Origin of the sequence: Enterobacter sp. MGH120, assembly GCF_001037725.1 — a bacterium.
GTDB classification, from domain to species: Bacteria; Pseudomonadota; Gammaproteobacteria; order Enterobacterales; family Enterobacteriaceae; genus Enterobacter; species Enterobacter hormaechei_C.
Genome location: NZ_KQ089940.1, coordinates 1,143,922 through 1,155,370 on the forward strand (window position 1 = coordinate 1,143,922; position 11,449 = coordinate 1,155,370).

The following is an 11,449-nucleotide window of genomic DNA, read 5'->3' on the forward strand; positions in this document are numbered from 1 at the left end:
AATGCGCGTATTTTTTGCAATGCTGGTGCTGGTGGGTTTTGCTGTAGGAGCCGCAGAGCCAACGCAGACGTTTACTGACGACCTGAACCGCAACGTGGTGGTGCCGGTTAACCCGAAGCGGATTGTGTCCCTGCACGACCTGGATATCACCATTCCGCTGATCGAGCTTGGCGTACCGCCGGTTGCCAGCCATGGCCGCACCCGACCGGACGGCAGCCATTTTCTGCGTTCCAGCGGTATGCTGACGGGCATCGATTTTGATAATTCCGACATCACATTCATCGGCACCGCGGATATCGATATTGAAGCCATCGCCGCGGCGAAGCCGGATCTTATCATCACCGAGCCGACCCGCAACACGCCGGTCGAACAGCTGGAAAAAATTGCCCCGACGGTGAGTATCGATCACCTCGACGGCGGTGCGCCGGAGATCTACCGCAAGCTGGCGCAGCTTACCGGGACAGAGGCGCGGCTGAAGATTCTGGAGCGTCGCTATCAGGAGCAGATCGAGGCGCTAAAGGCGACCATCGATACGAGCAAACTGACCGTCTCGGTGATTCAGGCCAATCAGGGCAAAATCAACGCCATGCACAGCTACCACTCGCTTGGGCGCGTGCTGCGCGACGCAGGGTTCAGGTTCCCGCCGCTGATTGAGAGCATCCCGGAGGGCGGGCGCATCGACGTCAGCGCCGAGCGCCTGCCGGAGCTGGATGCTGATTTTGTCTTTGCCACCTGGCGCGGGGACACCGGCGGAAAACCGCAGGACGAGCTGGCGGCGATGGATGCGGTGATGCCGGGCTGGTGTCAGTTTCTCAACTCCTGCCGAACCGGGCATTACGTGCTCATCTCCCGCGAGGAAGCGATCTCAAATTCATTTGCCTCGCTGGGGCTGATGGCCGCGCAGGTGCAGTCGCAGATAGTGGGCCGTCCGCTGCCGGAGGCCGCACGATGATCCGAAAAATTGATGTCTACGGCGACCGCCTCCGCTCGCGGGCGCACCAGCTGACGCCGCGTCTGCTGCAGGTGGCGAGCTATATCAATGAAAATCGTGAAGCGGTTATTGAGCAGACGGCAATGGAGATTGCCGCTGTGCTACACACCTCGGACGCCACCGTGGTGCGTGCCATTCAGGCGCTTGGGTTTGGCGGGCTGCGGGATCTCAAGCAGACCCTGGAGCAGTGGTTTGGCCCGGTGGTCACCTCCAGCGAGAAGATGTCCACCACGGTAAACACGCTTACCAGCGACGTCGACGCGAGCATCGATTTTGTGCTGGAAGGCCATCAGCACACCTGCGCGGTGTTGTCCGAACCGGGCAACCGCTACGCGATGGCGCAGGCCGTGTCGCTGCTGGCGCAGGCGAGACAGGTCGCTATTTTTGGCATTGGCGCATCCGGCATTCTGGCCGAGTACACCTCGCGACTGTTTAGCCGTATAGGCCTGCCTGCGATCCCGCTCAACCGCACCGGTATTGGCCTCGCCGAACAGCTGATTGCCCTACAGCGCGGTGACGTGCTGGTAATGATGGCGCAAAAATCCGCGCACCGGGAGGGGCAGACCACGCTGCGCGAAGCGAAGCGCCTGGGTATTCCCACCATTTTGCTGACCAACGCCACGGACTCGCGCTTTAGCAAAGAGGCAAGCGTAGTGATCCACGTCCCGCGCGGCGGCGAGAAAGGCAAAATCCCGCTGCACGGCACGGTGCTGCTGTGCCTGGAGATGATTATTCTGTCCGCCGCCTCCACCGAGCCGCAGCGCACCATCAAGTCGATGAAGCGCATCAACGAGTTACACCGTGGATTAAAGCCGGGGAAGAAGAGCGGATGATCTTCCCCCTCTCTCCGTGGGAGAGGGCTGGGGTGAGGGCGTCAAACCGCACGATGGTTCTTCCTGTACTGCAACGGCGTCTCGCCAATCCCCTTTTTAAACGCGCTGATAAACCACGTCACGTCGGAAAATCCCGCCTGTGCGGCAATGTCACGCACGCTCGAATCCGTGTGGAGTAAACACTCGCACGCCTTACGCAACCTTAGCGTGTTCAGGTAGTCGTGAATTTTTTCGCCCGTTTCCGCATGGAATCTTCGCGATACGTAACTGCGTGATTTACCCAGCTCTTCGGCCAGGGCATCCAGACGAAATTTCTCCTGATAATGCTCGTCGAGCCAGAACATTACCTGGCTGGCGATCCCCTGGCTGTTGCCCGGCTCACCGTCGCGATCGTCGGGGAGCATCGCGAACAGGCCGATCAGCAGGCTGGCGATGCTCTCGCCGTTCATCGGCGGTTTATAGCAGCTAAACAGATGGTCGATATGGTGGTGACAGTGGGCTAAATCGGCGACCCACGCTTCGCCGCCACGGCGTGACAGCCGCTCCAGGCGCTGCCGGGTCTGGGGAAAATCCCGCAGGATCTTCAGCACCGCGTGCTGGTCGAGATGAATAATGGTGCGGCGGTAAATTGCCTCCGCCTGTTCGTCCACCATGACCTTGTGCAGCGTAAAAGGCGGGAAGAAAAACAGTCGTCCGGGGCGCATGGTGTAGTGACGATTATCGACAATCGCCACGCCAAAGCCCTCTTCCACATAGAGGATCTCCAGACACTGATGCCAGTGATGGTAGCGCACCGTATTGGCAAACAGGCGGCTGAACGAGGCCACGGTATCGTTCAGGGCGATCAGTTCCAGAAGGTCGGATGTCGGCGTGTCGCGCATAGTGCAATAAAACTCAACTTTTTCCCGTCTGATCGTCTTTATAAACCACCTTTTTAAATTTTCTCAACTGGAGGTTTATTCATCGTTCATGCCTGTGACATGGCTAACATTTCTGCCCCTTGCGGATTCACTATGCTTTGCCGCAGTTGATTACGAGGGCGAACCGATGTGGGCGGCAAACAAAGAAAAATCAAATCCGTTGTCTTCACGCCAGGAGGTAGTGGCGTCGTTGAATGCACTTTTACAGGCGCTGGACACGCAATTTCCGGTGAACCGTTCACGATTCCCGCTGGGCGACACCTGCGCCCATTACACAGCGGATATTGCGCAGATGGAGGGACTTTCTCGCGCGCTGTGGGGGCTGTTTCCGCTGATGGCATCTGGCGAAAGCACGCCGTTCAGCGAGAAGTACCTTACTGCCATTAAGCTTGGTACCGACCCGCAAAGCAGCGGCTACTGGGGTGAAACCGGCCCGTACGATCAGCGTCTGGTGGAGATGGCGGCCTACGGTCTGGGGCTCGCTCTGCTGGGGGATAAACTCACCGCGCACTTTACCGGGCGCGAGGTGATGAACCTGCACGCGTGGCTCAACCAAATCACCGACGCGCAGATGCCGGACAGCAACTGGAACTATTTTGCCATTATGGTCCAGCTCGGCTTTAAGCGCGCCGGCCTGCCGTACGATCGGGCCGCCATTGACCACCGCTTTGCGCTGATGGACGCCTACTACCTCGGCGACGGCTGGTATTCCGACGGTCCCGGTCGCCCGAAAGATTACTACATCTCCATGGCTTTCCATTTCTACGGCCTGATTTACGCCACGCTGAGTGACGACGAGGCGAGGGCGAAGGTGCTGCGCGAGCGCTCGCGTCTGTTCGCGGAAGACTTTATCTACTGGTCCGCCGCCGATGGCGCCTCGGTGCCGTTTGGCCGCAGCCTGACCTACCGCTTTGCCATGGTTGCCTTCTGGAGTGCGGTGGCCTTTTCTCAACTGGACGTCTTCACCCCGGGCATCGTGAAGGGCATTGTGCTGCGGCATCTGCGCTGGTGGCAGCAGCAGTCGATTGTCGATCGCGACGGTATTCTCACCCTGGGGTTTGCGTATCCGAACCTGGCGATGTGCGAGGATTACAACTCCCCCGGTTCACCGTACTGGGCGCTGAAAACCTATCTGATCCTGGCGCTGCCGGAAGCACACCCGTTCTGGCAGGCGGAAGAACAACCGCTGCCCGCGCTTGCTGAAAAACATGTGATTCCGCATGCGCAGCAGATCCTGATGCATTCGAAAGATTCGCAGCACGTCGTCATGCTCACCGCCGGTCAGCTGGAGCTGAACAACTACGTCAACACCGAAGCGAAATACACCAAATTTGCCTACTCCAGCCGCTTCGGATTCACCCTTGAGCGCGGGCGTTTTGGCCTGAAGCATGCCGCCTGCGATTCCATGCTGCTGCTGGCGGACGGAGATGACTATTTCCGCGGTCGTCGCGAGTGCGAAGAGGTTCGGGTGGATGAAAATTACATTTTCTCGCGCTGGTCGCCGTGGCGCGACGTGCAGATTGCGACCTGGCAGATCCCGTTCGGGGAGTGGCACCTGCGCCTGCACCGTATCAACAGCGCGCGCACTCTGCAAACCGTCGAGGGCGGCTTTGCGGTGATGAAAACCGCCCACCAGGTGCGCGAACGCGGTTGTTATCTGTTGGCTGAAAACGGCAGCAGCGTCATTGTCGATCTTTCGCCGATCATTCATCGCCAGCCAGACAGCATCGTCACGCCGCCGAACAGCAGCATTATGTTTGCGGAGTGTGCCTCCATTCCGCTGTTAAAAGCTGACCTCCCGCAAGGGGAAAGCTGGCTCTGTTGCGCCGTTCTGGCTGGCGGAAAACAGCCCGCTGCGGCGACGCCGCAGCTGAATATAACCCATAACCAGGTCGTGATTAGCGAACCCGGAAGCGAACGTAAGCTGTCGTTCACATTATAAAAATCTGGCCCTACACCCCGGCGAGGATGATATGAAAAGCACATCGACAACCAACAGAACTGAATATTACAAAATCAGCAGCTTTATCTTTCTCTATTTCTTTACCTGGTCTGCCAGTATTGGTCTGCTGGCGATCTGGCTCGGTCAGAAAGCCAACCTGAGCGGATCGGTGATTGGAACCGTCTTTGCGGTGAACGGGATATTCTCCGTTATTCTCAAGCCGATCTACGGCTATATTCTCGATAAGATCGGCATGAGCAAATATCTGCTCTATTTTGTGGTGATCATGTCGGCCCTGATGGCGCCATTCTTTATTTATGTTTACCAGCCGCTGTTAATGTCTAATACCCTGCTGGGGATTATTATCGGCGCGCTCTATTTAAGCTTTGCCTGGTACGCGGGCGTGGCGGCGTGTGAATCCTATTCCGACCGCTTTAGCCGTTTGAATGGCATGGAGTTCGGGCAGATCCGTATGTGGGGATCGCTCGGCTGGGCGGTGGCGTCATCTTTCTCCGGCCTGCTGTTCAACCTCTCACCGGCGTATAACTTTATTCTCGGCAGCGTGGCGTCGGTGGTGATGCTGATTGTCCTGCTGAGCCTGAAAGTGAACACTAACTCCGCTCACGCAGGCGAGGTGCTGACGAAAGAGAAAATTGCCCCGTCCGACGTTTACGCCCTGCTGCGTAACCGCAAATTCTGGGCCTTCTGCCTGTACGTGGCGGGCGTGGCATGGATGATGTTTATCGCCGAGCAGCAATTCTCGCGCTATTTCGTCACCTTCTTCGATGATATTCATGAGGGCAACGCCGTATTCGGCTATCTCGGGACCGTACAGTCGGGCATGGAATTTGTCATGTATATGGTGGTCCCGCTGTTTGTGAACTTTATTGGCGCCAAACGCGGGCTGTTAATTGTCGGGCTGGTGGTTGGGGCGCGTCTGATTATTTCCGGCATGTGTGATTCACACCTGTTAATTTCAGTACTTAAGCCGCTGTACGGTCTGGAAATTTGTCTCCTGCTGGTGTCGGTATTTAAATATATCGCCGAGCATTTCGACAAGCGCGTCAATGCCACCATGTATTTACTCGGCTATCAGGCGATGCTCTACGTTGGCAACGTGGTGGTCTCTTCCCCTGCCGGCTATATGTATGACCGTATTGGCTTTGAGCACACCTATATCATCATGGGCGCAACGGCGCTGACCTTTACCCTTATTTCTGCTTTTACGTTATCCGCCTGTCAGAGCAAATGGCGCGGGGCTCGTGCGCTGAACGTAGCAGAAACGTCAACACGATAAATTACGCCGTCAAAGAAGGAACCGAAATATGTTAAGTCGTATCAAAGAAGAACGTCTGCCTGTTATCGCTGCGCCCGTTGACTCCCGCGCATTCAGCGATGAACTGAATTCGGCGCGCAGCCACGTTCTCGACCTGATTAGCCGTCATTTAACGGAGTTCGGCGACAAATTCCCGGCGGAAACCTGCCAGAACGGTTTTTATCCGCTGACTGACAACGTGGAGTGGACCACCAGCTTCTGGACCGGGCAGCTGTGGCTGGCATGGGAGATGAGCGGCGAGGAAAAATTCCGCGCGATGGCGGAAAAACACGTGCGCTCGTTTGGCCTGCGCATCGCCGGGCGCAACGACACCAACACCCACGATTTAGGCTTCCTCTACACGCTCTCCTGCGTAGCCGCGTGGCGGCTGACCGGAAGCCGCGAGGCGCGCGGCTTCTCGCTGCTGGCGGCGGAAGCCCTGCTGGAACGCTTCCACGAGAAGGCGAAAATCATCCAGGCGTGGGGCGATCTCTCCGATCCGGAGCAGGCCGGGCGGATGATCATCGACTGCAACATGAACCTGCCGCTGCTCTACTGGGCAACGGAGCAGACGGGCGATCCGCGCTTTGCCGACGCCGCAAAAGCGCACGTCATGCAGGCCTCGACATACCTCATTCGTGACGATGCCTCCACCTTCCACACCTACTATATGGATGTGGCAACCGGCGCACCGCGCTACGGCAACACCCAGCAGGGCTACGCCGACGACTCCTGCTGGTCGCGCGGGCAGGCTTGGGGCATTTACGGTTTCCTGCTGAGCTATATCTATACCGGCGACGAAACGATGATCGCCCTGTCAAAACGGCTGGCGAACTACTTCCTCAATCGCCTGCCGGAAGACTACGTCTGCCACTGGGATCTGGCGCTGGTGGGCACCGACGCACTGCGTGACTCTTCCTCGGCGGCAATTGCGGTGTGTGGACTGCTGGAGCTGGTGAAACATCTGCCGGTCACAGATCCGGATCGCGAACGTTACCTCGAATGGGCGAAAGGGATTATGTCCTCGCTGACAAAGCACTATCTGATGGGCAAAGAAGAGAAGGGCAACGGGCTGCTTAAGCACTCGGTGTATCACCTGGCGAGCAATAAAGGCGTGGATGAGTGCGCGAGCTGGGGCGATTACTTCTACGTTGAGGCACTGGTGCGTTTTACGCAGAGCTGGAAACTGTACTGGTAAAAACAGTCGGGGGGTAACCCCCGACAGAGGGATCACGCTTTCGGAATACGCAGCGTCTGACCGGGATAGATCTTATCCGGGCTGGAGAGCATTGGGCGGTTAGCCTCAAAAATCTTATTATACTGGTTGGCATCGCCGTACACGGTTTTAGAGATTGCGCTCAGGGTATCGCCGGATTTCACCGTATAGTAGGTGGCTTCATCTTTGGCATCTGTCGCGGTGATATTGTTCTCCACTTCGCTGACGCCCGCGATGTTGCCGACGGCGACCTGGATTTTTTCTTTCTGCTCCTGCGTCAGCCCGTCGCCCGTCACGCTGGCCTTGCCGTCAGTGACGTTAACCTGAACCTTATCGGAACCGGGAATGTTGAGTTTCTTGAGGTGCTCGGTGATTTTGTCGCCCTGACCTTTATGATCGGTCAGGTTATCCCACAGCTTTTCGCCTGCTTCTTTTACGAAGTTAAAAAGTCCCATTCCATCCTCCTGTTAAACATGAAGTCAGAATAAGCATAGCAGTTGAATGTTAAGGTGATAAAAAAAGCCCGGCGGCGTTAACGCTTACCGGGCCTGGGAGGGAAGTTGAAGGCCGGGTAAACGCAGTGCCACCCGGCAAATTTCACGGAACTTAAACCCCTTGCTCCAGAATACGGATGTGGGTTTCCAGAACGTCCCCTTTCACCGCGTCGCTCCACGCTTTCATATGCGCGGTCTGCAAATGCGCTTCAAGGTGCGCGACGGTTTCCCACTGCTCAACCATGATGATTGAGTCTGGCGCGGTCGCCTGGAAGCTTGCGCTGGTGGCGGCGTCCACCATCGGCGCGTAGCCGTGGCAGCCTTCTTCTTTCAGTACGGTCGGGATGATCTTCGCGAACTCATCCAGTACCGCCTGGCGGTGATGTTGGCCAGGACGCGTACGGATTTCAGCAATAACGGTAAGCATAATTAACTCCTTCTAATTCCAGGCTACCAGTTAAGCAAAAATTTCCGCGAGATGCTTGCGATATTCTGCGATATAGCGCGGGACGTCCGGCATTTTAATCACGTCGTTGACGATAAAGGTCGGCAGCGGCTCCATCCCCAGGAACTGATTCGCCTTGTGGAACGGCAGATACGCGCCGTCTACGCCCACGCCTTCGAAGAACTGATCTTGCTCAGTGAAGGCTTCTAGCGGGGCATTCCAGGTCAGGGAGAGCATGTATTTCTTGCCCTGAATCAGGCCGCCGGAACCGTATTTTTTAGACGCGTCTGAGCGGGTGCGACCGTCGCTGGCATACAGCGAACCGTGACCTTCGGTAAACACATCGTCCATGTATTTTTTCACGGTCCACGGTGCGCCCATCCACCAGCCCGGCATCTGCCAGATAACCACGTCGGCCCACAGGAAGTTCTGCACTTCGGCCTTCACGTCGTAATCGCTGTCCGCGCGCACGACCTTAACATCATGTCCGGCGTCGCGCAGGAAACCATCCGCGACCTCGGTCAGGGTGTCATTCAGCTGGCCTTTAGAGTGCGCAAATTCTTTCGCGCCGTTGATAATCAGAATGTTGCTCATTATTTGTCCTCGATGATGAGAGTATGCCGGGTATTCTACGCGCGAGGACGGAGCGGAAAAATAAGCAAAATGTGCAAAGTCTTTTGCGCAGAGCGCAATAATGGCTACCAGCTGACGGTCACCTCAAAGCCCCCTTCCGGCGCATTGCCCAGCGAGACGCGCATCCCGTGCAACGCCGCGATACGCTTGACGATAGACAACCCCAGACCGCTGCCGGTGGCGTCCTGGCCCGGTGGACGATAAAAGCGCTCGCCGAGACGCGCCAGCGCATCGGAAGAAATGCCCGGGCCGTTGTCGCGCACGGTAAAGCTTTGGGTATGCAGCGTCACGTCCACCACGCTGCCGCGCGGGCTGTAACGAACGGCGTTGTCCAGCAGGTTACGCGCCAGAAGGCTCAGCAGTAGCGGCTGTCCGTGACGCATCACCTCGGGCGCGTTGACGTTGAGCCGAATATCAATGCCCGCCTGCTGCGCCGGATGCCAGATATCCAGCACCGCGGATTGCAGCAAATCGGCCATCATCACGGGTTCGACGTCATCAAGATTATCCAGTGAATCCAGGCGCGACAGGGTGAGAAGCTGGTCCACCAGCCGGGAGGCGCGGTCGATGCCCGCATGCAGCTGCCCCAGCGCTTTAGACTGCGCCCCGGGATCGTCAAGGGAAAGCTGCGCCACGTCGGTTTGCACCTTCAGCGCGGCCAGCGGGCTGCGCAACTCATGGGCGGCATCCGAGGTGAAGCGGCGCTCGCGGGCCATCATCTCCTGCGTACGGGCGAAAAGATGGTTAAGCGCATCAAGCAGCGGGCGAACCTCCGTCGGCACGCCGTGGGTGGGCAGCGTATCGGTCGCATCCGGCGAGCGCGAGCGCAGGGTCTGCGCCAGTTTTTTCAGCGGTTTCAGTTCCCGGCTCAGCAGAACAATCAGCAACAGTAGCATTACGGGCAGCGCCACCAGCCACGGCGTCAGCTGCGAGCTGACCACGTCCAGCGCCATATCCTGTCGGTACTCCCACTCCTGGCCAACCACCACGCGGTATTTCCCGTCCGGAGAAGTCAGCCACAGGAAACGCCATTCGTCGTTGTCATCCTGCAAGCGACCGTCATCAAACCCGTCCCGGCGGTAGAGGTAAGGTATGTCGCGCCCGTTTTCGCCGTCGTTAAGCACCATGCTGCCGTCGGCGGTGAAGATTGCGAAGGCCAGCGCATCGTCGTCCAGATGGCCGTGTTTGGCTTTTTTCGGTACCTCGCGCATGCGTTCCGGGGCGCGGAGTTCGTCCACGTCCATCGTCAGCAGCCGTTTGGCAAACAGCATCTGCTGGGTATCGAACAGCTTATCGAGCTTGTCGGTCGTCTGGTGCCAGGCCACCACGCTTGCGGCAAACCAGGCCGCCAGGGACAGCAACAAAAAGAGGAGCGTCAGGCGCAGCTTCAGGCTCAGGCGTTGGGTCAGTTTCATGCGTCACCCAGGGTATAACCGATGCCGTGCACGGTGCGGATAAATTCGCTGCCGAGCTTGCGGCGTAAATGATGAACGTGGACTTCGACGGCGTTGCTGGAGACGTCATCATCCCAGTTGTAGAGTTTCTCCTCGATGGTCTTGCGCGGCAGCACGCGGCCCGCGTTGCGCATCAGCAGCTCCAGCAGGGCGAACTCTTTGGGTTTGAGCACCAGCGTTTCGCCCTCCAGCGTGGCGACAAGGCTTGCCGGATCGAGCGTGACCTTGCCGTGACGCAGCTCGCTGCGCGCCTGCCCGTGACTGCGGCGCACCAGCGCTTCAAGGCGGGCCGCCACTTCAATCAGCGCGAACGGCTTACACAGGTAATCATCCGCCCCCAGGCGTAACCCTTCGACGCGCTGATTCAGCGCATCCCGCGCGGTCAGGATCAGCACCGGTTCGCTCTTACCGCTTTCGCGCCAGGCGCGCAGGATCTCAAGCCCGTCGATTTCTGGCAGCGTCAGGTCCAGCACCACGGCATCATACGGCGCGGTGTACAGGGCCGCCTGCCCGGTTTTACCGTCGGTAAACCAGTCCACGTTAAAGCCCATTTTGCTTAAGCCCGCTTTGATGCCGTCGCCGATGAGCCTGTCGTCTTCTACCAGTAAAATGCGCATATTTCCTCCTTGATGCCGTCAGTAAACCTTCTGCAAGCGCCTGCTGTACAGTAAAAATAAATAAATTTTCCCCTTAAGAAGTTGTTAAGGTTTACCCTGTTTAATGGATTGTGAAACGACATTAAAGGGAGAGATAAAGATGAAAAAATTCGCTGCAATTGCTGCCATCATGATGATGACCACGGCCCCTGTCTTTGCTGCACAGGGTGGCTTCTCTGGCCCATCTGTGACACAGAACCAGACGCAAACCCAGCAGGGTGGCTTTGTCGATAACAACGCCAACCTCACCACCGCGGCTAAAGTGAAAGACCTGAAGGACGATGCCTGGGTGAAGCTGCGCGGGAACATTACCGAGCGCCTGTCCGATGACCGTTACACCTTCCGCGATGAGAGCGGCACGGTGGTGGTGGAGATCGACCACAAGCGCTGGAACGGCGTGACCGTCAGCCCCCAGGATAAAGTCGAACTCCAGGGTAAAATCGATAAAGACTGGAACGAGTTTGAAATCGACGTGAAGCAGGTTATCAAGCTGAACAAATAACCCGGAAAGGGCCGCTTATGCGGCCCTTTTTCTTTGTGACTCAACTCG

The 11,449-nt window shown here is 57.6% G+C and carries 12 protein-coding genes; 6 read left to right on the forward strand and 6 right to left on the reverse strand.

Annotated elements, in window-relative coordinates:
- Position 1 precedes the first annotated feature (1 nt).
- Both SK54_RS05440 and SK54_RS05445 read left to right on the forward strand, forming a co-directional pair.
- Entirely contained in the window at positions 2-952 is a 951-nt protein-coding gene (locus SK54_RS05440) for an iron-siderophore ABC transporter substrate-binding protein (RefSeq protein ID WP_048246872.1), read from the forward strand.
- Positions 949-1,824 carry a MurR/RpiR family transcriptional regulator gene (locus SK54_RS05445; protein ID WP_045333621.1) on the forward strand — a complete coding sequence of 292 codons (876 nt, stop codon included), beginning with the start codon at positions 949-951 and terminating at the stop codon, positions 1,822-1,824. The genes SK54_RS05440 and SK54_RS05445 overlap by 4 nt, the downstream gene beginning before the upstream one ends.
- A gap of 41 nt (positions 1,825-1,865) precedes the next feature.
- Here the strand turns inward: SK54_RS05445 and SK54_RS05450 are convergent, their stop codons facing one another.
- A complete protein-coding gene (locus SK54_RS05450; protein ID WP_023295450.1) occupies positions 1,866-2,705 on the reverse strand; it encodes an AraC family transcriptional regulator in 840 nt (279 codons plus the stop codon).
- Positions 2,706-2,871: 166 nt separating this feature from the next.
- On the opposite strand from SK54_RS05450, the gene SK54_RS05455 reads away from it, so the two are divergent.
- From SK54_RS05455 to SK54_RS05465, 3 genes are read left to right on the forward strand one after another with little or no spacing between them, the layout of a single operon-like run.
- Positions 2,872-4,686, forward strand: a complete 1,815-nt coding sequence (locus SK54_RS05455) for a DUF2264 domain-containing protein (RefSeq protein WP_045333620.1) — start codon at positions 2,872-2,874, stop codon at positions 4,684-4,686.
- 31 nt (positions 4,687-4,717) lie between these two features.
- On the forward strand, positions 4,718-5,983 hold the full coding sequence (locus SK54_RS05460; protein WP_015571880.1) for an oligosaccharide MFS transporter: 1,266 nt from the start codon (positions 4,718-4,720) through the stop codon (positions 5,981-5,983).
- Positions 5,984-6,011: 28 nt separating this feature from the next.
- A complete protein-coding gene (locus tag SK54_RS05465) occupies positions 6,012-7,199 on the forward strand; it encodes a glycoside hydrolase family 88 protein (protein WP_048246874.1) in 1,188 nt (395 codons plus the stop codon).
- A 32-nt stretch (positions 7,200-7,231) separates the two neighbouring features.
- Here SK54_RS05465 and lysM read toward each other — a convergent pair whose 3' ends face one another.
- The 5 genes from lysM to qseB form a co-directional block, all read right to left on the reverse strand.
- Positions 7,232-7,672: a peptidoglycan-binding protein LysM gene (gene lysM / locus SK54_RS05470; protein WP_014885249.1), complete on the reverse strand. Its 441-nt coding sequence runs from the start codon at positions 7,670-7,672 to the stop codon at positions 7,232-7,234.
- A gap of 151 nt (positions 7,673-7,823) precedes the next feature.
- Positions 7,824-8,138, reverse strand: coding sequence for a putative quinol monooxygenase (locus tag SK54_RS05475; protein WP_003862506.1), 315 nt, complete (start codon positions 8,136-8,138; stop codon positions 7,824-7,826).
- A 30-nt stretch (positions 8,139-8,168) separates the two neighbouring features.
- Entirely contained in the window at positions 8,169-8,750 is a 582-nt protein-coding gene (locus SK54_RS05480) for an NAD(P)H-dependent oxidoreductase (RefSeq protein WP_015571876.1), read from the reverse strand.
- Positions 8,751-8,854: 104 nt separating this feature from the next.
- Positions 8,855-10,204: a quorum sensing histidine kinase QseC gene (qseC, locus tag SK54_RS05485; protein WP_017692661.1), complete on the reverse strand. Its 1,350-nt coding sequence runs from the start codon at positions 10,202-10,204 to the stop codon at positions 8,855-8,857.
- Positions 10,201-10,860 (reverse strand): quorum sensing response regulator transcription factor QseB, encoded by a 660-nt coding sequence (gene qseB, locus SK54_RS05490; RefSeq protein WP_017692662.1) that lies wholly within the window; start codon positions 10,858-10,860, stop codon positions 10,201-10,203. The genes qseC and qseB overlap by 4 nt, the downstream gene beginning before the upstream one ends.
- 139 nt (positions 10,861-10,999) lie before the next feature.
- Between qseB and SK54_RS05495 the strand changes: the two genes are divergently transcribed.
- Entirely contained in the window at positions 11,000-11,401 is a 402-nt protein-coding gene (locus tag SK54_RS05495) for a YgiW/YdeI family stress tolerance OB fold protein (RefSeq protein ID WP_017692663.1), read from the forward strand.
- Positions 11,402-11,449 lie beyond the last annotated feature (48 nt).

Bases quoted from the DNA above. Each gene is read 5' to 3' on its own strand.
- lysM (WP_014885249.1), bottom strand. From the start codon at position 7,672: ATGGGACTTTTTAACTTCGTAAAAGAAGCAGGCGAAAAGCTGTGGGAT.
- SK54_RS05445 (WP_045333621.1), top strand. From the start codon at position 949: ATGATCCGAAAAATTGATGTCTACGGCGACCGCCTCCGCTCGCGGGCG.
- qseB (WP_017692662.1), bottom strand. From the start codon at position 10,860: ATGCGCATTTTACTGGTAGAAGACGACAGGCTCATCGGCGACGGCATC.
- SK54_RS05495 (WP_017692663.1), top strand. From the start codon at position 11,000: ATGAAAAAATTCGCTGCAATTGCTGCCATCATGATGATGACCACGGCC.
- SK54_RS05455 (WP_045333620.1), top strand. From the start codon at position 2,872: ATGTGGGCGGCAAACAAAGAAAAATCAAATCCGTTGTCTTCACGCCAG.
- SK54_RS05475 (WP_003862506.1), bottom strand. From the start codon at position 8,138: ATGCTTACCGTTATTGCTGAAATCCGTACGCGTCCTGGCCAACATCAC.
- SK54_RS05450 (WP_023295450.1), bottom strand. From the start codon at position 2,705: ATGCGCGACACGCCGACATCCGACCTTCTGGAACTGATCGCCCTGAAC.
- SK54_RS05465 (WP_048246874.1), top strand. From the start codon at position 6,012: ATGTTAAGTCGTATCAAAGAAGAACGTCTGCCTGTTATCGCTGCGCCC.
- SK54_RS05460 (WP_015571880.1), top strand. From the start codon at position 4,718: ATGAAAAGCACATCGACAACCAACAGAACTGAATATTACAAAATCAGC.
- qseC (WP_017692661.1), bottom strand. From the start codon at position 10,204: ATGAAACTGACCCAACGCCTGAGCCTGAAGCTGCGCCTGACGCTCCTC.
- SK54_RS05480 (WP_015571876.1), bottom strand. From the start codon at position 8,750: ATGAGCAACATTCTGATTATCAACGGCGCGAAAGAATTTGCGCACTCT.
- SK54_RS05440 (WP_048246872.1), top strand. From the start codon at position 2: ATGCGCGTATTTTTTGCAATGCTGGTGCTGGTGGGTTTTGCTGTAGGA.